General features: G+C 56.1%; 21 protein-coding genes. 10 read left to right on the forward strand and 11 right to left on the reverse strand.

The features are described 5' to 3' along the window. Positions 1-161: 161 nt before the first annotated feature. The 5 genes from HZB34_15275 to HZB34_15295 form a co-directional block, all read right to left on the reverse strand. A complete protein-coding gene (locus HZB34_15275; protein MBI5317320.1) occupies positions 162-953 on the reverse strand; it encodes a chlorite dismutase family protein in 792 nt (263 codons plus the stop codon). Further along, the gene (locus HZB34_15280) at positions 950-2,278 is read right to left on the reverse strand and encodes an adenylosuccinate lyase (protein ID MBI5317321.1); all 1,329 of its coding nucleotides are present in this window, start codon (positions 2,276-2,278) and stop codon (positions 950-952) included. Before HZB34_15280 ends, HZB34_15275 begins: the two co-directional genes overlap by 4 nt. After that, on the reverse strand, positions 2,275-2,730 hold the full coding sequence (gene nusB, locus HZB34_15285) for a transcription antitermination factor NusB (GenBank protein MBI5317322.1): 456 nt from the start codon (positions 2,728-2,730) through the stop codon (positions 2,275-2,277). The genes HZB34_15280 and nusB overlap by 4 nt, the downstream gene beginning before the upstream one ends. Before the next feature lie 48 nt (positions 2,731-2,778). Then, positions 2,779-3,309, reverse strand: a complete 531-nt coding sequence (locus tag HZB34_15290; protein MBI5317323.1) for a 6,7-dimethyl-8-ribityllumazine synthase — start codon at positions 3,307-3,309, stop codon at positions 2,779-2,781. A gap of 137 nt (positions 3,310-3,446) precedes the next feature. After that, the gene (locus HZB34_15295) at positions 3,447-4,655 is read right to left on the reverse strand and encodes a bifunctional 3,4-dihydroxy-2-butanone-4-phosphate synthase/GTP cyclohydrolase II (protein MBI5317324.1); all 1,209 of its coding nucleotides are present in this window, start codon (positions 4,653-4,655) and stop codon (positions 3,447-3,449) included. Positions 4,656-4,832: 177 nt separating this feature from the next. Between HZB34_15295 and HZB34_15300 the strand changes: the two genes are divergently transcribed. The 6 genes from HZB34_15300 to HZB34_15325 all read left to right on the forward strand — a co-directional run bounded on the left by HZB34_15300 (position 4,833) and on the right by HZB34_15325 (position 9,688). Beyond that, on the forward strand, positions 4,833-5,843 hold the full coding sequence (locus HZB34_15300; protein ID MBI5317325.1) for an RNA polymerase factor sigma-32: 1,011 nt from the start codon (positions 4,833-4,835) through the stop codon (positions 5,841-5,843). 270 nt (positions 5,844-6,113) lie between these two features. Continuing rightward, positions 6,114-6,422 (forward strand): co-chaperone GroES, encoded by a 309-nt coding sequence (locus HZB34_15305; GenBank protein MBI5317326.1) that lies wholly within the window; start codon positions 6,114-6,116, stop codon positions 6,420-6,422. A 46-nt stretch (positions 6,423-6,468) separates the two neighbouring features. After that, positions 6,469-8,103 carry a chaperonin GroEL gene (gene groL, locus HZB34_15310; GenBank protein ID MBI5317327.1) on the forward strand — a complete coding sequence of 545 codons (1,635 nt, stop codon included), beginning with the start codon at positions 6,469-6,471 and terminating at the stop codon, positions 8,101-8,103. Between the two features lie 132 nt (positions 8,104-8,235). Then, a complete protein-coding gene (locus tag HZB34_15315) occupies positions 8,236-8,592 on the forward strand; it encodes a hypothetical protein (GenBank protein ID MBI5317328.1) in 357 nt (118 codons plus the stop codon). A gap of 539 nt (positions 8,593-9,131) precedes the next feature. Beyond that, positions 9,132-9,353: a type II toxin-antitoxin system HicB family antitoxin gene (locus HZB34_15320; protein MBI5317329.1), complete on the forward strand. Its 222-nt coding sequence runs from the start codon at positions 9,132-9,134 to the stop codon at positions 9,351-9,353. Further along, complete coding sequence (locus tag HZB34_15325) at positions 9,350-9,688, forward strand: type II toxin-antitoxin system HicA family toxin (GenBank protein ID MBI5317330.1); 339 nt, start codon at positions 9,350-9,352, stop codon at positions 9,686-9,688. The genes HZB34_15320 and HZB34_15325 overlap by 4 nt, the downstream gene beginning before the upstream one ends. Before the next feature lie 362 nt (positions 9,689-10,050). Here HZB34_15325 and HZB34_15330 read toward each other — a convergent pair whose 3' ends face one another. Then, a complete protein-coding gene (locus HZB34_15330; protein MBI5317331.1) occupies positions 10,051-11,574 on the reverse strand; it encodes a sigma 54-interacting transcriptional regulator in 1,524 nt (507 codons plus the stop codon). Positions 11,575-12,948: 1,374 nt separating this feature from the next. Here HZB34_15330 and HZB34_15335 point away from each other — a divergent pair. Beyond that, the gene (locus HZB34_15335) at positions 12,949-13,905 is read left to right on the forward strand and encodes a hypothetical protein (protein ID MBI5317332.1); all 957 of its coding nucleotides are present in this window, start codon (positions 12,949-12,951) and stop codon (positions 13,903-13,905) included. Between the two features lie 67 nt (positions 13,906-13,972). After that, a complete protein-coding gene (locus tag HZB34_15340) occupies positions 13,973-14,419 on the forward strand; it encodes a response regulator (protein ID MBI5317333.1) in 447 nt (148 codons plus the stop codon). Positions 14,420-14,431: 12 nt separating this feature from the next. Here HZB34_15340 and HZB34_15345 read toward each other — a convergent pair whose 3' ends face one another. After that, a complete protein-coding gene (locus tag HZB34_15345) occupies positions 14,432-16,174 on the reverse strand; it encodes a hypothetical protein (GenBank protein MBI5317334.1) in 1,743 nt (580 codons plus the stop codon). A gap of 65 nt (positions 16,175-16,239) precedes the next feature. Here HZB34_15345 and HZB34_15350 point away from each other — a divergent pair, with 65 nt between their 5' ends. Both HZB34_15350 and HZB34_15355 read left to right on the forward strand, forming a co-directional pair. After that, complete coding sequence (locus HZB34_15350) at positions 16,240-18,525, forward strand: hypothetical protein (GenBank protein ID MBI5317335.1); 2,286 nt, start codon at positions 16,240-16,242, stop codon at positions 18,523-18,525. Positions 18,526-18,703: 178 nt separating this feature from the next. Then, on the forward strand, positions 18,704-19,816 hold the full coding sequence (locus HZB34_15355) for an agmatinase family protein (GenBank protein MBI5317336.1): 1,113 nt from the start codon (positions 18,704-18,706) through the stop codon (positions 19,814-19,816). Positions 19,817-19,853: 37 nt separating this feature from the next. Here HZB34_15355 and HZB34_15360 read toward each other — a convergent pair whose 3' ends face one another. The 4 genes from HZB34_15360 to HZB34_15375 all read right to left on the reverse strand — a co-directional run bounded on the left by HZB34_15360 (position 19,854) and on the right by HZB34_15375 (position 24,018). Next, entirely contained in the window at positions 19,854-20,621 is a 768-nt protein-coding gene (locus tag HZB34_15360; GenBank protein ID MBI5317337.1) for a DUF3365 domain-containing protein, read from the reverse strand. Next, the gene (locus HZB34_15365; GenBank protein MBI5317338.1) at positions 20,618-21,688 is read right to left on the reverse strand and encodes a transporter substrate-binding domain-containing protein; all 1,071 of its coding nucleotides are present in this window, start codon (positions 21,686-21,688) and stop codon (positions 20,618-20,620) included. The genes HZB34_15360 and HZB34_15365 overlap by 4 nt, the downstream gene beginning before the upstream one ends. A 5-nt stretch (positions 21,689-21,693) precedes the next feature. After that, positions 21,694-22,350, reverse strand: a complete 657-nt coding sequence (locus HZB34_15370) for a hypothetical protein (GenBank protein MBI5317339.1) — start codon at positions 22,348-22,350, stop codon at positions 21,694-21,696. A gap of 231 nt (positions 22,351-22,581) precedes the next feature. Continuing rightward, on the reverse strand, positions 22,582-24,018 hold the full coding sequence (locus HZB34_15375) for an amino acid permease (GenBank protein MBI5317340.1): 1,437 nt from the start codon (positions 24,016-24,018) through the stop codon (positions 22,582-22,584). Between the last annotated feature and the right edge of the window lie 193 nt (positions 24,019-24,211).

Genomic DNA, 24,211 nt, shown 5'->3' on the forward strand with positions numbered 1-24,211 from the left:
GCATTACTGAACACTTCTGCTGCAATCGCCTATCTGCTGCGTGACACGTCGTTCGTGAAGCGTGAAGCGTTTTTCGTTCCGGATTCAGAGGTCTCACTCCCAGGAGACGTTTCAGGCATCTTTCGCATCTCCTCTGGCGCTTCACGAGGAACGCGGGCTATTTACTGCGCCAACACTTCGATAATTTCATCCAACGATCTGACCGTCCCCAGCAAGGTCGGATGACCGAACCGCCGGTTATACTGGAACTCTTTCACCTTCTCTAACGCCAACACCAAGCTGTGGAAATCCTCCAACTTAGACGTTTCGAAATAGGTAATGAAATCTAGATCGTCGAGTCCGCTGGAGTAATAGAGTTTCCGCTTCACTGTCTTGATGTAGGGCACCGTAACTTCCGTATGCTCCTTCATCATCGCCGCGCGCTTGTCCTGATCCAGCCCCCACCATTCTGCGTTCTTCCGGATCGGAATCACGATGACGTAGGGCTGGGGGCCCGGCTCACTGGGAGTCTTCAGTTCGTTCTTGAGACTCTCCGGCATGCCCGGCACATAGTTGGCCTTCTTCGTCAGACCGGAAAAGATCGTGCTATCGGTCAGGTGTTTGCCGAAGACACTACTCTGGAGATCCAGGAGAAATTGTTGGGTCTCGCGCAGCTCGGTCGCGTGGACGCGAAACAGCACATCGGCGCGATCGGAGAGTCCACGGAGAAGATAGACATCGATCGCCACTTTTTCTCGATGCTGCTCGACCACTCCCTTCAACGTCAGCAATTGCGTGATACGCGTTGTCTGACCCTGTTTGGCCCAATCCGCATCGAGTCGGAACGCGGCAAAGGTGCCATAGACACCCGGTTCACTCAGAAGCTTGTCGCGATCAGCCGCCCCAACGGACGGCACCATCACCACACCTACCAACATCAGCATAGCCAAGCGCATGAACATGGACGGCCTCATGGCTTCCCTCCTTTCCCAGGTTTACGTGCGCCCGATCCAAATACCCGCTGGAAAATCTTGTCAAGATGGCGCAGGTAATACTTCGGATCGAAACAGGAACGAATGTCCGTTTCCGTGAGATGCTTCGTCACAAATGGATCCCGTCCGACTAATTCCTGCAGTGCCCCGGCCCCTTTCCAGGAAGCCATGGCATTGCGCTGAACAGCCTCATAAGACTCCTTGCGTTGTGCCCCCTTCTCAATGAGCCGCAGCAGCAGTCGCTGCGAGTAGACCAGTCCCCCGGTGAGGTCGAGATTGCGCTTCATATTCGCCGGGTAGACCACCAGATGCTTGATGACATCGGTCATCCGCGCCAGCATATAATCGATCAGAATGGTGCTATCTGGCATGATCACTCGCTCGACGGAGGAATGGCTGATGTCGCGCTCATGCCACAGGGCGACGTTCTCCATCGCCGCGAAACTATTGCCTCTCACGACCCGGGCCAACCCACAAAGATTTTCCGAAGCGATCGGGTTCCGCTTGTGCGGCATGGCAGAAGATCCCTTCTGCCCCTCGGAAAAATACTCTTCCGCTTCGAGCACCTCGGTCCGTTGCAAGTGACGAATTTCGGTTGCGAACTTTTCGATGCTGGCAGCCAGCAACGCCAAGGCCGAGGCATAGGATGCATGCCGATCGCGCTGCACGATTTGATTGGAGACAGGGTCCGGTGTCAGCCCCAGCTTGGCGCAGACGTACGCTTCTATCTCAGGCCCTTGATGCGCAAATGTGCCCATCGCACCGGAGAGTTTTCCGACCGCAATCTCTCTCCGCACATACGTCAACCTCTCCCGGTGCCGGCAGGCTTCTTCGTACCAGATGGCGAGTTTGAGGCCGAACGAGATCGGTTCGCCGTGGATGCCGTGGGAGCGGCCAACCATGACCTGTCTCTTGTACTTCAGCGCCTGCCGCTTCAGAACGGCGATCAGCCCTTCAAGATCGTCGAGAATGAGGTCGAGCGCCTCGGTCATCTGCACGGCTAAGGCTGTGTCTACAATATCCGACGAGGTCAGCCCCATATGAAGGAACCGATGCTCAGGGCCGACCGATTCCACCAGGGATTCGAGGAAGGCAATCACGTCGTGCTTCGTGACCTTCTCAATCCTGGCGATCCGCTTCACATCGATCGTGGCTTTCTTCCCGATACGGGCTGCGGTGCCGCGCGGGACCTGTCCTGCTCGTTCAAATGCCGCACAGGCGGCCAGCTCGACATCGAGCCAAATCTCGTACTTGTGTTTCAGGTCCCAGATGGCTTTCATCTGGGGACGAGTGTATCGGTCAATCATCTCTTCTCGTCGCCCTTCACGCCTGACGCCTCACGTCTTTTCGCGGTCAGCGTCGATTCCTTGGTTAAGACCTGATCCAGGAGACCGTTCACGAATTTCGAGGCTTCGTCGTCGCCGAAACTTTTCGCCAATTCGATGGCTTCGTTCACCGTCACTTTCGCCGGCACATCTTCCATCCACAGCAGCTCATAGAGACCAGATCGCAGGATATTGCGGTCTACGATCGGCATGCGACTCACTTTCCAATTGGTCGCGTATTTTCCGATGAGGCCATCCAACTCTTTCCTCTTGCTCAGCACCCCTGCCACGAGTCGTTCGGCAAAGGCCTTCACCTCATCCGTTGACTTGTTCTCCTTCCAGAAGACATCCAGCCATAAACCCGGCTTGCCGTGAATATCATACTGAAACAGAATTTGGAGCGCCCGCTCCCTGGCTTGATGGCGGCTACCCACAGAAGCCTCGGTGATGAGCTGACAAGAAACCAGGCCGACAAGCAGGCATTATCGCTTCCTCCTGGCGTTCTTCACCCCTGTCGGGCTGTCACTTGCCGCCTTGTTGCCCTTGTTGCCCTTGATCCCCTCCATCACCCTCGCCATTTCGATTGCGGACTTGGCTGCGTCTCCACCACGATTAAACCTCGTCGGCTCTGCCCGCTCGATCGCCTGCTCCATAGTATGCGTCGTCAACACACCAAAGATGATCGGCACATCGGCATCCAACGCCGCCTGCCCGATCCCCCGGCTCACTTCCGCGCTGATATAGTCGAAATGCGGCGTGTCTCCCCGAATGACTGCACCCAAACAAATCACCGCATGAAACCGGCCGGACTTGGCCATCGTTCGAGCGACAAGGGGAATCTCGAATGCCCCCGGCACCCGCACCACCTCGATATCCTCAGCCTTGACCTTCTGCTTCGTCAATTCCTCAACGCAGGAACTCAGTAGCTTGCTCGTCACGGACCTATTGAACTTTGCAACGACAATCCCAACCCGCAACCCCGTCGCATCATGAGAACCCTTCCGCAATTTCATCCCTCTTTACTACTTCCTTCCCCCTTGGCACATCAATACGTAATCGGGTGGTTGGGTTGGGCTCACTGCGCGCGTCCAACGAGGGCCTTCTGAGGCCGCGCGTTGCGCGAGCAAGAGACCGACCCAACCGTCCCTTCTCACACCTTTTTCAGAATGTGCCCCATCTTCTTCTTTTTCGTTCGTAAGTACTTCACATTCGCCGCACGCGGCTGAATTTCAATCGGCACACGCTCGACCACTTGCAGCCCATAGCCTTCGATTCCGACAATCTTGCGTGGATTATTCGTGATGAGCTTGATCTGGTGGAGCCCGAGATTGACGAGAATCTGCGCCCCTACGCCGTAATCCCGCAGATCAGCTTTAAATCCCAGCTTCAGATTGGCCTCCACGGTATCGCTCCCCTGGTCTTGCAGCCCATAGGCTTTGATCTTATTGAGCAGGCCGATGCCGCGCCCTTCTTGATTGAGATAGAGCAGGACCCCACGCCCTTCCTTTTGAATCACCTCCATCGCCCTATGGAGCTGGTCGCGGCAGTCACAGCGCAGGGATCCCAGCGCATCGGCCGTCAAGCAGCCGGAATGCACCCGAACAAGCGTTGGCCCCCCGCTATCGACCTGCCCCTTCACCAAGGCAATGTGCGTAATACCGTCGATTTCGCTCTCAAACGCCACGGCTTCGAACTCGCCGAACATTGTCGGCAGCCTCGCGCTGGCCATCCGCCGCACATAGGTCTCCCGCTGCATGCGGTATTCGATGAGTGCCTTGATCGTGACCATCTTCAGTTTGTGGGCTTTGGCAAATCTGGCCAGTTCCGGCACACGAGCCATGGTGCCGTCCTCATTCATGATCTCGCAGATCACACCGGCGGGAGAAAGCCCTGCCAACCGCGCCAGATCGACAGACCCTTCCGTTTGTCCCGCACGCTTCAAGACCCCTCCCTGCTGCGCCTTGAGAGGGAAAATATGGCCAGGCCGCGCCAGATCGCCGGGCTTGGACTTCGGATCAATCGCCACATGGATCGTCGTGGCTCGATCCGCCGCAGAGATCCCGGTTGTAATGTCGTGCCGCGCATCGATGGACACGGTGAAAGCCGTGCCAAAAGTCGCCGTGTTCTCCACCGCCTGTTGCGGGAGGTGGAGTTCTTCCACCCGTTGAGGCGTCAGGGCAAGACAGATCAACCCACGGGCGTATCGGGCCATGAAATTGATGGCCTGGGGCGTCACATGGTGGGCCGCCATGACAAGGTCCCCTTCATTCTCCCGATCTTCGTCATCGACGAGAATGATGAACTTCCCCTTCTTGATGTCCTTGATGGCCTCTTCGATACTGTGAAAAGGAGTCGGCATAGTTTCCTGTCGTGAATGTCTGATCGTCTCTCTTCGAAAGATGACCAATTTATCATTTAACATTGAGTATTTGACATCCCTTTTTCACGTGTCACGGTCACCGGGGAAAATAGCCTGCCACCTCCATAGGAAATGCGGGAGAAAGGGATTATTTCGGACAGACTCCGACACCTTCTTATGATAATCTCGACCCTCATGAGTCCACGCGACCAGGACCTCGACAAAGAACCGATCGAACCGGAGATCATAGATCCCTCCGAAGAGGAGATCACTGAGATCAGTTCGCCTCCCGAGTCGTTTCACCCTGCAGCGGCGGAAGAGCATCACGCCACCGACTCCACAGCCGTGGTGCCAGTTACAGCTCTCCAGCAATATCTCGCCGAAGTCCGACGCCATCCCTACCTGTCCAAAGAAGAAGAGCTGGCCCTCTTCCATGAATATCGGATCCACGGAAACCGCGATGCCGCCGTGAAGCTCATCATGGCCAACCTTCGCGTATCCATTTCCATCGCCGCCGAGTACCTTCACACCGGCGTCGACCATATGGACCTCATTCAAGAGGGCAATGTCGGATTGATGCATGCCATCAAAAAGTTCGACCCGTCGAAGAACGTGCGTTTTTACGCCTATGCTGCCTGGTGGTCGCGAGCCTATATCCTTCGCTATTTACTGAACAACTATCGGCTGGTCAAGATCGGAACGACTCAGGATCAAAGGAAACTGTTCTACAACCTGAAAAAAGAGAAGGCCAAGCTGGAGCGGGAAGGGTTCGCCCCGGACACGAAATTGCTCGCAGACCGCTTGAACGTCCGAGAACGGGACGTCATCGAGATGGGGCAGCGGCTGGGCAATTGGGAACTCTCGCTGGATCAGCCAATCGGCGAGGACCAGGAAGGCAGCCTGTTGGATGTGCTCCCCTCCCAGCAGACTCCGGCAGACGAGCAACTCGCGCAGACCCAATTACAGACACTCTTCCGCACCAAGCTCGCCGAATTCGCCAAGACGCTCGATGAGCGGGATGAAGACATATTACGGAACCGGATTCTCTCAGAAACCCCTCTCACCCTGGACGACCTCGGCGCGAAATACTCCATCACGAAAGAACGGACCAGGCAACTGGAAGCCCGCATCATCAAGCGCTTGCGCGACTACATTAAGAAAGACATCAAAGATTTCGACCACTTGTGAATTTAATTTCGTCTAGTCCCCCGTTGAAATAAATGTCTGGTATCCCCATGCTTCAATCGGGTATGGTTCCCTCTGTCCCTGTCAGACGAGTGGGGAAAAATTTCCCCGTTTTTCCCCCTTGACTTGGACGAACACGAGGCTATCTATGCCTCCGTGTTCAGCGGATCAGGACTTCTGCTCGTTCTGGAGTACCACGATTACGCCATCGAGTTCGAACCTGTTCTATATCGTTCATATTCACTTGTTTAACATCACGAGGAGGGTGTTGCTATGAGCACTGCGGCCAAGGAGAAGACAGAGAAGAAGCACGTCGCCAAGGGGTTCCAGCCTCTGGGTGACCGGGTATTCGTCACCTACACCGAAGAATTGGATCGAACCGCCGGCGGGATCTATGTGCCGGACAGCGCGAAGGAGAAGCCGCAACGAGGCATCGTCCAGGCGATCGGCAAGAAGGTGGAGCATGTGAAAGTCGGCGATCAAGTCCTGTTCGACAAATATTCCGGCAGCAAGCTCCGGATCGAAGACGAGGAATGTTTGATCCTCAAGGAAGAAGACATCCTGGGCGTCTTCGCCAGCTAATCATCAAACCTATACACACTACGACGACCATAAAGGGGGAATGACCATGGCAAAGCAACTACTGTACGGTGACGCAGCGCGCGCGTCCATCCTCAAGGGGGTGAACCAGCTCGCCGACGCTGTGAAGGCAACACTCGGTCCCAAGGGCCGCAACGCAATTCTCGACAAGAAGTTCGGCGCCCCGACGATCACCAAAGATGGCGTGACCGTGGCCAAAGAAGTCGAGCTCAAGAATCCGTATGAGAACATGGGCGCCCAGCTCGTGCGCGAAGTGGCCAGCAAGACCAGCGATACGGCCGGCGATGGCACCACGACCGCGACCGTGCTCGCACAGGCCATCTATCGCGAAGGCGCAAAGAACATCACTGCCGGCGCGAACCCGATGGAGATCCAGCGCGGCATCAACAAAGCCGTCGAGGTAGTAATCAGTGAACTCAAGAAGCTGAGTAAGCCCTGCCAGAACAAGACCGAAATCTCCCAGGTCGGAACTATTTCAGCCAACAACGATAAGACCATCGGTGATCTCATCGCGGAAGCGATGGAAAAGGTCGGCAAAGACGGCGTGATCACGGTCGAGGAAGCCAAGTCCATGACCACATCATTGGACGTGGTCGAAGGAATGCAGTTCGACCGCGGCTATATCTCCCCCTACTTCGTCACCAATGCCGAGCGGATGGAAGCAGCCTTGGAGGACCCCCTCATTCTCATTTCGGAAAAGAAGATCAGCAGCATGAAGGACTTGCTGCCGGTCCTCGAACAGGTCGCGAAGATGGGCAAGCCGCTCGTGATCCTCGCGGAAGATGTGGAAGGTGAAGCCCTGGCGACGCTGGTGGTGAACAAGCTCCGCGGCACGCTCAATGTAACGGCCATCAAGGCCCCTGGATTCGGCGATCGCCGCAAGGCCATGCTGGAGGATATTTCGATCCTCACAGGCGGCCAGGTGATCTCGGAAGATATCGGCATCAAGCTGGAAAACGTGAAGCTCACGGACCTCGGGCGCGCCAAGCGCGTCACGGTGGACAAGGACAACACCACGATTGTGGAAGGCTATGGAGATCCGAAGAAGATCGAAGGCCGCGTGAAGCAGATCAAGGCCCAGATCGACGAGACCACCTCAGACTACGATCGGGAGAAGCTCCAGGAGCGGCTCGCGAAACTCGTCGGCGGTGTAGCCGTCATCAACGTCGGCGCCGCGACCGAAACTGAAATGAAGGAAAAGAAGGCGCGCGTCGAAGACGCCTTGCATGCCACCAAGGCAGCCGTCGAAGAAGGAATCGTCCCCGGCGGTGGAACGGCGTATCTCCGTTGCCTCGGGGCATTGGATTCGCTCAAGCTGGAGGCGGAGCAGCAGGTGGGTGTCAATATCATCCGCCGGGCGCTCGAAGAGCCGATCCGTCAGATCGCGGTGAATGCAGGGATGGAGGGTTCGGTCATCGTCGAGAAAGTGCGCAATGACAAGAATTCCAACGGCGGGTACAACGCCGCGACCGAGGAATATGTGGACATGATCAAGGCCGGTATCATCGACCCCACCAAGGTGTCGCGTTGCGCGTTGCAGAACGCCGCGAGCGTGGCGGGATTGATGCTCACGACCGAGGTGATGATCACCGAGCTGCCGGAAGAGAAGAAAGAGCCGGCCGGCGGTGGTGGACATAACCACGGGATGGAAGGGATGTACTAAGCGGCCCACAGCAACAGGCTGAAGGCTGACGGGTATCGGAAGGGCCCGGTGGGAGACCGCCGGGCCCTTTGTGTTTACGGGCTTCTCCGTGAGTTAGAATGAGTGCCTCCTGGGATGTGGCCGAGGACTCCCGTGATCGTGGAAGTCGAATCAAACGATAATTGCGAGGCGAGTGTGTTCGCGCGTTTCAAGGAGGTCGGCCCTGCCAGACCGGTCGCACAAGTCAAGCTCTATGACCGGAACCCCTCCGGGGAATGGTACTGGATCACCGGCTGGAGCGACGACACACAGGCGCCCGCCTGCCAAGCCTATGCGCAGCTGGTTGAAGATTCTGGCGCGGGGCTGACGCATCTAGTCTATGGAGGACTCTACGGCCTGCGATTCAAGCCGATCACTATCGAGGAAGCCTGGAATCTCGACAGTCCTCGTCAATGGGGAGAAGCGTACCTGTCACTGTCCAGTGACCGTGATCTACGGTTTGCCGAGTAGGGGCACGCTTGGTCTTCTGTGCTCGCGCAACGCGCGGCCACCGAACGATGCGAGGGAACAGGCAGAATGTTCTTCTTGCTCGCAGAGCCCCCACGTTGAAACAGTGGTCGCTCGATGCGCGCAGTAAAGAACAATCTGCCTGCTCCCTCTGGGAAAGTTGAGGAACCAGAAGGCTCTCTTTGGACGCGCGTGCAACATGACCGAACCAGGCTCTACTTTTCGATGCGGAGGCTGAGGCTCAGAGCGAACGTCGCTGGCGGAGCGGGGACCCGCTGAGACTCCGCTGGAAGGAAAGCGAAAACTGACCGAGTCTGCGAGGGAATTTCCGAAGGCTTCCGCTCAGCGGAGCCTGAGTGGGTCGCTCTGAGAGGTGCGGGAGCAGTCGAGTCTCATTCCCCACGCAGTTGAACTCGGTCTAGTTTGGGAACGGGACTACTCTTTCCTTTGTTTTCTCCCCGTACGGGGGCTCCTTATGGCAGCTTGATTTTTAGCCTGTTGGGGCTTAGCCTATCGACCAGTGAACCTGTCGAAGGATACTCATGGGGAAGATCACTCAACTCAAGATCGAGCTGGAACAAGAAGAAGATGGCCGGTGGATCGGCGAGGTGCCGACCCTACCTGGGGTAATGGCCTATGGCCAGACGAAGGCTGCTGCCCTTGCGGCGGTCCAAGCTCTGGCGCTTCGGGCAATGGCCGATCGCCTCGAACATGGCGAAGCCGTACCTGAGGACCTACTGAACGTGTCGTTCATTGCGGCATGAGCCGGTGGCCTTCGACCCAGTCCTCGCGCGTTCTTTCCGCCCTCCTTCGCATCGACTGGCAGATTAAGCGTACAAGTGGCTCCCATCGCACGTTGCAAAAGACCGGCTGGCCGGATGTCGTCTTTGCTTTTCACGAGCGTGATGAAATCGGCCCGCGCATGTTGGCGCGCCTTTCGAAGGTGACCGGTCTCACACCTGACGATTTATGCGGAGTGCAGAAACCGCTTACCTGCACCGTCGAAACAGGAGGGCTGGAAGTCTCTGCTGATTGCTCTCCAGCCCTCCACCGAGCCTCATTCAAGAATCACTTCTCTGCAACCATCCCCATGCCATAGCTAAGACTCCAAGCAAACAGGCATACAGCACGCCATTGAACAACATTGCGATCTCCATGATGTTCCTCCTTCCAGGAAACGTTTGCAGTCTTTACTCATCTCCAGTGATGAGTTGAATTGTGCCTGCAGTATCCCGGTAGGGCACAGGCCGTGCCGTGCTCATTCTTTTCAACCGCTCGGTCACAACTCATTGGAATACAGGGATTTCTTGCAGTGACTAATAAGGGGAAGTGCATGAGGACGAAGGTAGCCCACGATGAGTCGCGTCTGCTCGCGAGCTCGGCGCGCGAAGGATCGCGTGCTGTTCCTTCAAAAAGGAGAGATGAGATAGGCAGACCATGCGGAGCGGATGTTCTGGGTCTTTAGCCGGCAGGCGATCGCTTCATTCCAAACTGCTTCATCCGGCTGCGCAACGTGCTTGGAGGGATTCCCAAACGCACAGCCGCGCCATCCGGACCGGCGATACGCCAATCTGTCAGTGCGAGGGTCTGCAGAATATGCCGGCGCTCGAGTTCTTTGAGATCCGCTGGTGGCTGGGTAGGAACCGATGAGGTCTGTGAACCCAAGACATGGTCGTCGATCCGCAACACCGGTTCACGAGAGAGGATCAGCGCACGCTCGATCACATTTTCCAGTTCACGGACGTTGCCAGGCCAAGGGTATCGCATCAATCGCTCGAGCGATTCCTGATCGATGTCTTTGCACGAACGTCCGAATTTCACGCAGTACTGTTTCAGGAAATGTCGCGCCAACGGGGGGATATCCTCCGGACGATTCCTGAGTGGAGGGACGCTAAGAGGAAAGACATTCAGACGATAAAAGAGATCAGCGCGAAATGTCCCATGCTTGACGGCTGCGGGTAGGTCGCGATTGGTGGCGGCGATCACCCGAACATCAACACGAATGGGCTGTTTCCCACCCAGACGGTCCACCATGCCATCTTGTAAGACTCGCAGGAGCTTGGCCTGTGTTTCCAAGGGCATTTCACCGATTTCATCCAAGAACAGCGTTCCACCATGGGCCAGTTCAAATCGGCCTTCGCGGGTTCGGTCCGCTCCGGTGAATGCGCCTCGTTCATGGCCAAAGAGTTCGCTTTCGACCAACCCAGCCGGGAAGGCAGCGCAGTTCACCCGCACCATGGGTTTCGAGTGCCGCGGGCTCCAATCATGGATCGCTTGTGCAATCAGTTCCTTGCCCGTGCCCGTTTCACCCGTAATGAACACGGTCGACGGAGTAGGCGCCACGTCGTGAGCAAGGTCTATCACATGCCGAAAGGCAAGGCTCTTTCCTACCAAGGAGTCGGTATCCTGCCTAAGCCTCAGTTCTTCGACGAGGTAGTCTTTTTCTTTGGCCAGCTGGGCCCGCAGACAATCGATCTGTTCGTACGCCTGGACATGATCGATCGCATAGGCGATCTGCGTCGCCACCTGTGCCAGAAACTCGAGGTCCCCCGGGTCGGGAGCGCCCGACTCAATAGTGCCGATATTGAGAATGCCCAGACACTTGTCTCCCACGAGTAGAGGGAGATTGATGATGCGTCCGAGCCCTTCCTGCACATACATTTTGTCTTCAGGAAACACTTGTACCTGTTTCAGCTCCGGACGACAGTGGACAGTTTTGTGATCATAGGCCCACCCCATCCCGCTTCCGATACGGGGAATCACGGCATCGCGTTGGAGCACTACCTGTGCCATCGTCGTGGCCATGACATAAAACCTGAACCCATCGGCCTCAGGATCGTAAAGGGTGACAGATGCCCGTGCCCAGGGAATCACCTTCGTGATCTCAGCGGTGATCGCTTCCCATAGGCTGTGCGTATCCCGCTGAGAATTGAGCACCACCGCGACGGCTAAGAGGGCTCGATAGTTTGTTTCAATTTGTTCCATAGGCCATCACACTCTTTAGCAGGATGCTGAAAAAGTCCGCCAGCGTTATTGAAAGGTTAAGGTTGAGGCTAAGGTTGAGTAAACAAGAACCTGTTCAATGCTTAACCTTAACCTCGACCTAAGCCTTCTTCATCCGCTGCGGCCTTGCCTGGGCCAAGACGCGTCTCGGCGCGTCAGGGTTGGGCGGGTGAGAAGTCTGGCCTTTTTGAGCATCCTCCGGCTTTGTTGCCATCGGCGCAATTTACTAGATTCCAATAGTATATTGTGTGTAAACCGAGTTTTTCCGCAGCCTGTTAGACCGATACACTGAATCACGGGGCCTTCGCTTATGTTTCCGACATCCTATCAGAAAGCTACCCCCTCCATTCCACACATACGTTGTCGAGCTGGAGATGGTGCTGATTCAAATACCCGATTGGCTGACTATTGTCTCGAATCTCGAAGCCTGCTATCTTTGCATCGATTCTGCTCTTGTTGGTGTGTCACCCTTCCCTGGCGGAGAACAACCCTGCGGCTATTGCCCGTACCCCATCAGCACAACTGTTTTGTATGGTACCCGCATTCTCTTTGACACCTAAGGCACAACTGCTGCTCGATAGACCCTGGTGGTCTGGACCCGTGCTCCCCCTGGCATCGTTCCTATCTTTTGCTATTGCGGTAGGGGTGGGACTCTATACATTAACCTCTTTGAAAGCTGTGATGGTCCAGGAGAGAGGAGCTGACCTCAGCAGGACCGCGGTCAGGGCCGCTAACACTCTCGATCGGGTTTTGTTCGAGCGGTTCAGTGACATCCAGGTGTTTGCAAATGACAGAATTCTATTCGAGGGCAAACAGGAGGAGAAGAGACAGAGACTACGGCAATACAAGAAGCTGTATCGGTACTATTCCTGGGTAGGAGTGACCGATGCGGCTGGTCGAATTGTTGTGGCGACCGACTCGCCTGCCGGGCCGGACACAGGTGAGATAACAGAGGCGGAGGGTGCGGCGCAGGGCAGCCTGGGTTTCACGCAGCCGCATTGGTTTACGCTGGCGAGACAGACAGGCCAGGTTCAACTTGAGGAAGCCAGGGTCTCACCAGAGTCAGAGGGCATGATGGCTGTGGGCTTCTCGGCTCCGATCTATGGGCCACGAGGAGACTTTCGCGGAGTGGTGACAACCAAGGTCCCGCTTGAGAATCTACGTGCCATTCTTGAGCAAGAAGGGAAACTCCAAACCGGAGAAGACACTCACGACTGGTTGCTGCTGGATCGCCAAGGAGCGGTGCTCATCGAGAAGAACCAAGCGAGCGGTATGAACAGCAGCCTGCAAAAATTGGAGCTGCTTTCCGCAAGTCGAGCAGCCGGGGATCGTGAGAAGCCGGGTTTTGTAGAGGAACTGCACCAGCGCCGCCAGATTCCTGTGGTGACCGGCTTTGCCAGGACACAAGGTTACAGCAACTTTCCAGGATTTGACTGGACCGTATTGGTTCGGCTGGACCGTGAACATGTCCATGCTCCGATCAACCGGCTCATTTGGACATTCGCAGGAGTGGGGCTCCTGCTCGTCACGCCGCTGGCCGGATTCGGCTTGTGGGCGTCATGGAGACTGGTCCGCGATAATCGCGATCTGACTCTGTCGCGGAAAGCCTTGGAAGAGTCCATCGCTGAGCTGGCTCGCTCTAACGCCGATTTGCAGCAGTTTGCGTATGTAGCCTCGCACGACCTGAAGGAGCCGCTGCGGATGGTCGCCAGTTACACACAGCTCCTGGCGAGGCGTTACAAAGGCAAGCTCGATTCCGATGCCGACGAGTATATTAGGTATGCCGTAGATGGAGCCAACCGCATGCAATGGCTGATCAATGACCTCCTGGCGTACTCACGCGTGACCGTGCAGGAGAAAGTGTTTGAAGAGGTGGATTGCAATAGCGTGCTGGAAGAGGTGCTGAGCGATTTACGGGTTGCGGTCGAGGAGAGCCGGGCGGTTGTAACCCGCGCCCCCCTGCCCAGAGTGATGGCGGACAGGGTACAACTGGGACAGCTCTTTCAGAACCTGATCGGCAATGCCATCAAGTTCCACGGGAAGGAGGCGCCACAAGTTCATGTGTCGGCTGAACGCCGGCCCACTGAATGGTTGTTTTCGGTCCGCGACAATGGCGTCGGGCTGGACCCCGAGTATGCCGAGCGAATCTTTGTCATTTTTCAGCGATTGCACAATCGAGAAGAATATCCCGGCACCGGCATCGGCCTGGCGATATGCAAAAAGATTGTTGAACGCCATGGTGGACGAATCTGGGTAGTATCCCAGACAGGCCAAGGAGCGACTTTTCATTTCACTCTGCCGATAATCGGCTAGAGCCGACATGCTCGTGATGCTTGATGGATCATCCGTCACGGAGGATTTACACGCAAGGAGACCCCGTATGCACACGCCCAAGAATGTCAAACCAGTGCAGATACTCTTAGTGGAAGACAATCCCGGCGATGTCGGTCTGACGCTTGAGGCGCTCAAAGAGGCGACGCTGCCCAACAAGCTCACCGTCGTCAAAACCGGTATAGAAGCTTTGTCGTTGCTGCGCCGGCAGGGGCAGCACGCAGGCGCTCCGCGACCGGATCTCATCCTGCTCGACCTCAACCTTCCCAAGAAAGACGGACGAAAGGTGCTGGCTGAGATCAAGACCGATGAGAACCTGAAACGCATCCCCGTGGTCATTCTCACGACGTCGGAGGATGAACGAGACGTCGTGGAGAGCTACAACCTTCACGCGAATTGCTACATTGTCAAGCCGCTGGATTTGGACCGGTTCATCACGGTGATAAAAACGATTGAGGACTTCTGGCTCAGGATCGTGGTGCTGCCGAAGAATTGAAAAAGCAGTGGACTATTTCGCCGGCTCTTGTCCGATCAGCCGCAAGGTTTTTTTGAGGATCGCTGAGGTCTTGGGTGTTTCAAAGAACGACTGAAAGATGTCGTGCACAACGGTCCTATGGGCGGCATGGTCGGCCTGAAATTGCATGAGGGCCGCAGATCGACTCGCCCCCCTGTAGCCCATGCGGATCGCGCAACGCTCGAGTTTATCCTGTTGATCCGGCAACGCGTGTGTTTGCATATCGTGCACCATCTGCAATTTATGCTCCACGTCCCGGAGAAACCGATAGGCGCGGGTCAAATCGACTTGTTGGTTTTTTGACAGAATACCGACCTTCTGCAAACGCGCCAACGAACCCAGGGTTCCCCGCGCCAGAATACCAGGCAACCGCCGGCCTGCCAGCACCTGGATCGTTTGGATGAGAAACTCGATTTCCCTGATCCCGCCGACACCTAGTTTGACGTTGCGCTGCTCATGCCCGCGCTCCGCCATCTTTGCATCGATCCGCTCCTTAACCGATCGAACCTCCTCCACGATCTTAAGCCACGGTTCGACATCCAACCCCTTCGATAATGGCGCCAGCACAAAGGGCCGCACCATCTTGAGGAACGATCTCCCGACCTCTTTGGACCCGGCCACGGGGCAGGCTTTCAGCAAGGCCAACCGTTCCCACACTTGCCCTCTCGTCCGATAGTACTTGGCATACTCGTCGAGCGAGCGAGTGAGCTGCCCCACCGAACCTTCCGCTCGTAAGCGGAGATCCACTCGATACACGTATCCTTCATGAGTCTGTACGGTCAGCGCTTTCGTGAGTTCCCGCGCGAGGATTTCAAAGTATTCTTCATTGGACAGCCTGCGCTGCTTAGGCCCCTTCGCCTTCGCGCGTCCGGAGGCAGCCGGTCTGGTTGCCCCCTCATGGGATTCGCAGGCATAGAGCACGTCGACGTCGGAGCTGTAGTTGAGCTCGTGTCCGCCCAACTTCCCCATCGCAATAACCGCAAACCCGGTCTCGACCCACTTCCCCTGCCGATCCTGATGCATGGGAATGCCATGCCGAGCCCGTAGATCGGCATCCACAATTCGATAGGCCGCATCGATGAGGACCGAGGCCAAATCCGAGAGGGAGGCGGTCGTTTCCACGACGTCCGCTAACCGCACGAGATCTCGCACGCCGATGCGCAGTATCTCTCGACGACGGAATCGTCTGAGCAGGTCCAACTTGAGTTCGGTCTCGGTGACAGCCTCCAAACCCTGCCGGATTGTCCGCTCCATCCCCGCCCTGGTCGGCGCGGTGGACAACACATTCTGCTGGGCCAGCCAGTAGAGCAGCAGAGGATCTCTGACAAGGGTGAAGGCGAGTGAATCACTGTTCCCGAAGATCGTACAGACCAGGTCCAACATGCGGGGTGCGCTACGAAGGTATTCCAACACAGCAGACCGGCTGACTCCACTCGCGAGCCAACGTTCCCAGTGGTTTAAGGCTTTATCCGGATCAGCGGTCCGCCCGATCGTTTCGAGCAGCGAGGGCAGTATTTCCGCTAACTGGCGCCTCTGATCTGTATCACCCGCCATCGACTGCAGATTCGCATAGGCATCCTGAATGCCATGGAATCCATACGGTTTAAGAATCGCGGCAAGCTGTTCCGGTCCCAGCCCTGACGCCAAGAGGACGGGGGTTGGATCCGGTCGAGGAGCCCACTCGAGCTTTGGAAGAGCGCAATAGCGCGGCACTTCCTTCTTGGGATGAGCGGTCATGGGCAGGTATTATACTGACGTATAGAAGCTAGTACAACGAACCTACTTCGGCTATACTTCCGGCCATGACCGATGGGCTTGGATCACATGAGTCGATCATCGAGTCCCTGACCTCTCTCTGTCCGGATGTGGATGATGAGATACTCCGGGACTTCGTCTCGCGGATAGACCCCGAGTACTTCGAGCGGTTTCAGCTGGATGCGGTCGCGCAGCATATCCGGCTTGCCAGCCGTCTCACACCGGATCATCCCTGCGAATTGTCGGTGCTCGACAAGGGACAGGGGCGATCCGAAATCAGCGTCGTCGCCTACGATTACTTCTCGGAATTCGCCGCCATCTGCGGTGCGCTCTCTGCCTTCGGACTCAATATCGAAGAGGGACGGATCTATACATTTAGTGAGGCCGTTCCCTCTCCATCGATGCGCCGTGAGACTCACCCGGCGGCTCGGCGACCCAGACGCCGGCCTGGCCTGAGCCGCAAGAAAATCGTCGATGTCTTCCTGGTCCATCCCCTAGAAGGCACGGGCTTTCCCCTCCCCCAGCAGAACGCGCTTCAACAGACCGTCACCGAAATCATTCGGCTATTGGATGCCGGTCGCTTCGACGAGGCGCGCCAATATGTCAACCGCCGGCTTGTCGAACGATTGGACAAACATCGAAGTGCCTTCACCGGCCTGCTCCATACGGTGCAGATTACCTTCGACAATAGCCAATCACCGACCGATACGATCATGGACATCCACTCGGACGACACTCCGGCCTTCCTCTATGCGCTCGCGAACGCCCTGGCCATGCGCAACATTTATATCACCAAGGCCCAGATCGAGTGCGACGGGTCCAAACTGCACGATCGGTTCTCTGTCAGAAATCGCGATGGGCAAAAACTGCTCGACCCAGCCGATCAACAGCAACTGCGGCAGACCGCCGTCCTGATCAAACAATTTACCCATGCCTTGACCTGGGCTTCTGATCCGGCCAAGGCGCTTGCATCGTTCGACCGTTTTCTCGATCTCATCGTCGCGGGAACGGGCAAGAAAGGAAAAAACAAGGCCTTCGACTTCATCAGCGACAAGAAAACGTTTCCCCTGCTCGCGCGGCTGCTCGGCGCCAGCGACTTTTTGTGGGAGGACTTTCTTCGACGCCAACATGAAAACCTTCTGCCACTGCTCACGGAATACCGAGATTCGCCCCTCATCAAATCACAGGACATCCTCCGGAAAGAACTCGACCGTGTGGTCTCCCGCGCGAAAACAGACGAGGCGCGAAAAGACGCCCTGAACCGGTTTAAGGACCATGAGCTGTTCCGGATCGACATGAAACATATCGTCGATGCCGCGCCCAGTTTGACTGATTTCTCCCTGGCCCTCACCCAGCTCGCCGAAGTCATCCTGGCCCGCAGCGTCGTCGACTGCCAGACAAAGCTGGGCCGCCTCTATGGCCGCCCCCTTCTCCGGAACCGGAAGCCCTGCCCTTTTGCAGTACTGGGCCTGGGGAAGTTCGGCGGCCGGGAACTCGGTTATGCGTCGGACATCGAGCTCTTGTTCGTGTATGGCGGAGAGGGCGCCACGAACGGTAAGACGAAACTGGAGAACTCAGAATACTTTGAACGGCTCGTTCAAGAACTGCTGCAGTGGATCGAGGCGAAACAGGAAGGTATCTTTCACCTCGACGTGCGCTTGCGTCCGCATGGAGGGAAGAGTTCGCTGGCCAATGTGCTTGAGGCAGGCCGTACTTATTGCAGTCCGACCGGATTAGCCGCGCCATTCGAGCGGCAGGCCCTCATCAAACTCCGGCACATTGTCGGGGATGAGTCATTGGGCCGGCAGATGGAGGCACACCGCGACTCCTTCGTCTATGGAGAAGAGCCTTGGGACATTCCCGCCGCAGTGGAGCTGAGGAGACAACAGTTCAGGCAGCTGGTCAAGCCGGGGCAGATCAACCTGAAGTATGGAATGGGAGGGTTGATCGACATTGAATATGCCGTGCAATATCTGCAAGTGATGCACGGACACAACCATCCGGGCCTGCGTACGCCGAACACCCTGGAAGCACTCGCCACGCTGGTGCAAGCCGGCTTAGTCACCCGCGCCGACGGAGAGACCCTCCGTAAAGCCTACATCTTCATCCGTATCCTGATCGATGGATTACGCATGGTCCGGGGAAACGCGAAGGACCTGGTGCTTCCCCCCCCCGATTCGGAAGAGTTTGTCAGTCTTGCCCGCCGTGTCGGCTACACGACAGACGACTGGCAGGCCTGCGCGCGTCACTTACAAACAGACATCGCGCACCACATGCGGGCGACCAGTGAATTTTTTAAAAAACAGTTCAGCGCGCTCTCGCAGGCTGGATGAGGGAGGCTGGTTGATCTGGTTTGTTTAGTTTCTTTGGTTTATTTCGTGCGAATAGCGTCTCTCGTTTTGAACCAAATCAACCAAACAAACAAAATGAACCAAACAAACCAGAACCTTTGATGGGCGTAAGGAGGAGACTATCGTGGCTGATAAGGCAAAATACAGAGGCAAGGTTCCCCTGCATGACAAATACGGTCCTGAGGCAAAATTCGCCGTCGAAGCGGAGGCACTGCTCCCAACGACGAAGCATGAAGAAGAAATCGCGCGGGGCCTTGAACTGGGCCTACCGGCCGCTGAATCTATTAAGGATCGCCGGATTCCCACGTTCAGTCGGGGAGAGCTACCCCACTTTGCCGGGATCAATACATTCGGCAAAGCGCCCTATGTCGAAGACGTCCGCAAGTGCGGCCAGTACGATGTCGCGATTCTGGGGGCCCCGTTCGACGGCGGCACGACATACAGGGCCGGCACGAGGTTCGGCCCCCAGGGCATTCGCAAGATCTCGGCTCTGTATGGATCCTATAGCTTCGAACTCGGCGTGGATCTGCGGGAATCGATTTCCATGTGCGATCTCGGCGACGTGTTTACCATACCTGCCAACATCGAAAAGACCTTTGATCAGGTCAGTAAGGGTGTCTCACATGTCTACGCCAGCGGAGCCTTTCCCGTCGTGCTCGGCGGCGACCATTCTCTCGGGTTTGCGACGGTGCGGGGGGTCGCCAAGAATCTCAATGGAGGCAAACTCGGCATCATTCACTTCGACCGGCATGTAGATACGCAGGACACCGATCTCGACGAGCGTATGCACACCACACCCTGGTTCCATGCGACGAACATTCCCAACGTGCCGGCAAAAAATCTTGTCCAGATTGGGATCGGCGGCTGGCAGGCGCCGAGGCCCGGCGTGAAGGCCGGGCGTGAACGCCAAACCACCATCATGACCGTCACCGACTGTGTGGAGATGGGGATTGAGAATGCCGCCAAACAGGCGCTCGAAGTGGCCTGGGATGGCGTCGACGCAGTCTGGTTGAGCTTCGATGTCGACTGTTTGGATGCGGCCTTCGTGCCTGGAACCGGCTGGCCTGAGCCCGGCGGGTTCTTGCCGCGCGAAGTGCTGAAGTTCCTCCAGATTATTGCGGACTACAAGCCGTTAGCCGGAATCGAGATCGTGGAATGCGCTCCTCCCTACGACGCGGCAGAGATCACTGCCTTAATGTCGACCCGTGTGATCTGCGACGTTCTGGCCTGCCAGGTGCGTTCCGGCCATCTACCGAACCGCAAAAAGCCCTAAGCCGCGTTCATCGTGAATCAAATGGGCAGGCGGCTTGCTACCGATTTTTCACTGGGATCTGAATACTGATTGCTCCGGCGAGATCGCCTTCTTGGGCGCCCTCACGTGGATAGCCAGAAATATCCAGGATGCCTTTGGGATTGCCATGACAGGCCAGACAATCTTGTGAATAATATATTGGGGCCAACGCTCTCAGGGTCGTGTCATTGTCGATCCATTCGGCGATGAAAGTGCCTGAGGCCGGTTGCGTAGCCAGCCGTTTCAACACGCGTTCTTCGTATTCATCGGGCGTGTTTTTCAAATTCCTGGGATTGAGCGTGGTTTGCTTGATTTTCACGTGAGAGCGATTGGAGAACTTTCTAGCGGCTTGGCTGCCAAATGTAGCCGGAATAAAATTCTTATATCCGATGCCTCGTTGATTGATCACAAGTTGTGCATCAGCCACCACCTGCTTACTCGACTCAAGCAATAGCGGCAACAGTTCCTTCGCAAGAGAGGGAAGATGCGTGGGGAGATCCTTCAGGTCAATGTGTGTCTGACGGATAAACTCATTGGCAACCTCATGTTCAAACGCCTCCGGCGTAAATCCTTTATCGCCTTTCCGGGGATCATTAATCAGTGCTTGATTGCGTTCGACGATAAGACGTCCCACATTGAGCAATACCGCTAGATGTTGGGCGGTTTGTTCGGTTTCTTCACGAAGTGTCTGCGCCCACCCACTACTTGACCACGTAAGAAAGCTCATCAGGCTCAAGAATATGAAAAAAAACGCGCGCGCGTTCATCAGTCTGCCTTTCTTGCTCACCTTCCGGCTCCGAAACGGCACTGTCCCTGATCGTAATGTTCCGGCACTTTTGAAACTTCAAACGGCAGGCCTTCTGTGGCTGCCCGTCGAGTCGGCGCATAGTCTTCTTCCAACCAACGCCTGCGCATCCGCTCCAACCGCCCTGACTCCTCTAATCGATACAGCAGGTTATTGAGGAACCATTGCAGCCGTCTGTGTTCTTCAATCGTGACAACGGAGAAGTGTTCCTGCGTCAGGATCAAAGGCGTTCCATCATTCCGCGTGAGAAGGCGCCAGTCAGGCCAGACGTGCTTCGTCACATAATCGAGGATGGAATGTTTGGATATAATCACATCGATGCTTGGGTCCTTCGTCTCGACGGCGGCTGGAAGAGAATCGCATATGAGCAACCGGGTATTCTTAAGATTGGCTTCTGCATAGAGTTGAGAGGTTCTTCCTTTCTGGGCGGTCACGGTCAAGCCGGATAGCCCTGCTTGGATCGCCCCAAGTGTGTCAGGATTCTCAGCTCGTTTTTGAAACTGCGCCCGGACTCTCTCAGCCACTTCCGGTTTTTGGGTCATGGCTCCGATGCCGCCGTTATGAAAATACGGAATTGAATACCATAGGCCTGCAGGTCTTGCACCCGGCACATTCCCGCCGATCGTTGAGACGAAAAGATCGAGGTGCCCTTCATTCATCTCGATGAAGAGATCACGGAACCGGGTGAGGTGCAATGTAGGAACGACGGGTTTCTGTCCGCCACAATATGCGGTCAGAGCGTCGGCCACCTCACGGATCAGCTCCACATCGAGGCCTGTGACACGAACCCCTTCATCGGTGAAAACAGCGGGAAATACAAAGGGCCGAAACGGTTCCACGGAGATTCCCACACGCACCTGCCCTCGCGAGCAAATAGCAGATAGTTCATCGCGCGCAAGAGGTTGTACCAGTTCCACCGCATCGAAGACGAGTCCGCATCCTTGCAGAAGGTATCCGAGAGCGATCAAGAACAGGACGATGGCTTGTGAGCCCAATTGCTTGAGGCTCCAGACCCTCCCTATGATCGACCTGGATCTGCCGACAATCATACTGTTTAGAAACGAACTCCAGTAGTAAAGAGCCATTGTTCTGACAAGTTGGATTGACCTTGGAAGTGAATTTCAAGTCGCATGTATTGGAGCCCTATATCGAGCGAAATTCCCCGAGCCACAGGGAACCGCACTCCCATCTGGCCCCCATAGAGATAGCCTGGGGAATCAGCATCTCGCCCCGGGATCGTTCCTCCAGCAAGTGCGCCAAGATATGGCACCGCCCGGTCCTCCAGCGGTCCAAAGAGAACATGTCGAATCATCCGATTGATCGGGTAGCCCTTTGGAAAATCCAGAATATCAATGAAATTATTCCAGCGAGGATTCAGGTACAAAGAATTTTGATCTGTCGTAAATGTAGGGGTATGCTGACTATAGTATTGATAGACGGTTCGCACTTCAAGGTTGTCATAGCGAAAGGCTGTGAGGCCGGCCTGGGCGGCAATGACTCTGGTCTCAGGCGCGAACGATCGCTCATTAAACGACACGTCGAAACTATATGGACGAAGCGGGAAAAACTCTGGGACCGAGTCTCCGGCTACTGCGTAAGACGGAAACGCCGTCACAAATATAACAATGCCGCCTGCCGCAGCTGCGAGGGGTGGAAATCGCCGGATGCATGTTCGCAGCCACTCCCTGCTGTTGTTAGATAATCTCCACATTGAATTCTTTTCAACGATATACCGCCGGACGCCCCATCAGCAAGGTTCGCTTCTGAGCGCATGCTGTTAACCCGCATTATTCACGAGCGCTTCTGTTGCAATCGCCAATGTTCAGTTTTTCCCTCTAGCCCCTCGCCTCGTACCCCTCGCCTGGCTTGTTGGCACGATTTCTCGACGAACCGTCATGAATTGTGCGGCCTGGGTATTCAGCGAAGGAGAATAATTCATTCGTTAGTTCCGGCGCATCTTATTGATCAGAATGTTCAGCGTCGTGGCACCTAGAATATTGCCCAAGACCAGCGGCACGGCCCACAACTGCCACCAGGGGGCATTGGGTGAAACGGCATAGGTCCGCGGCCAGGCGATATTGACGAATTCAAACAGCGACCAGATAAAGGCCATTGCATTGATCACCAATCCCCAGGCACCCAACTTCAGCTCCCCCAGCGCAGGGTTCCAGCGTCCCGTCAGGCGAGTATAAAGCCCGACCCCGGTGGTCATAGCGAACATGGCATACAGCCCGCCTGTACCGAACGCGATCACCGTGGCCACTGCTCCATCGTTCAGCCCGAACAGCAATCCGAGCCCAGCCAGCAGTACCACGCAGATCACCGCATTACGCGGAATCTTGGAGCCCGTCACCCGGCTGAACACCATAGGCATGTTGCCCTCGCGGGCCATGGAGTACACAATGCGCGACGTGTATTGCACCATGGATGCCCCGCAGGCCAGGAACGCGATCATCACGATCGCCAGAAAAGGTGATTCAGCCCAGGCTCCAAAGTTACTGGCGATGACAGGTGTGACGGGATCTGACGTGGCGCTCGTATGGACCAATGTGTCTCGATTGAAGCTCAAGGTCAGGGCGGCGGAGTTGAAGAGCACCACCCCTCCCACCATACAGAGAGACAAGAAGATTGCGCGTGGAACCATCCGTTTGGGGTTATGAGTTTCTTCGGCGATCGTGGAGCACGCATCGAAGCCGATGAAGGCCCAACCAGAAATGGCGAGCGCCGCCAGAAATGCAGCTGTCTGGCTGGGTGCGGTGCCCGTTCCTAGGTGCTGGAATAGCTCGGAAAAAGAATGCTGTCTAAAAAAAAGAAACAGCAGCAGTGCCACGCCGAACGAACCGATGATTTCCGCATACACACCCAAGGAAATAACGAGCTTAAACACATTCACGTGAGACAGGTTGAGGAGCGTGCAGAGCAACAAAAACACGACGCCCCATATGACTAAGGTGAGCCCTCCTTCACTCTCAAACCCGAAAAACAGCGCAAGCCACACCCCGCCGGTATAGGCGGTCGTGGTGAGCATGGCAATCGTGGAACTGACGTAGATGACTCCGGCATACTTCCCGGTGGTGGCGCCTCCGAGCTGCCGTGCCCACTTGTATGCGCCCCCCGCAATCGGAATCTGCGAGGACAGCTCAGCATAGACGGTTGCTACCAACATCTGCATCACCAGACAGAGCGCCAGGGCACCGAACCAACCGCCTCCCGTCACCACTGTCTGCACGCCAATGATGGCATAGAGTCCCGCCACCGGTGAAACGGTTGCGAAGCCGATCGTCAGGCTATTCCAGAGAGTCAGACTGCGATTGAGCGTCGTCGCCGGAGGCGTGGCAGTTGCAGAAGGGGGCGTATCCTGACTCACTGTGGTTGACATGACACTGCTCGTTTGTTTGGTTTATTTGGTTTGTTTGGTTGATCTGGTTCAATCAACGGGAAAAGCCCTGTGCACAAAATAAACAAAACAAACCAAATAAACCAGATAAACCAAATCAACCAAAAAAAAGCGTCCGCCTCCCAGCCCGAGAGACGGACGCCCCGCTCAACCTTAACCTGAGCCTCAGCCTACA

The organism is Nitrospirota bacterium (assembly GCA_016219645.1).
GTDB lineage: Bacteria > Nitrospirota > Nitrospiria > Nitrospirales > Nitrospiraceae > Palsa-1315.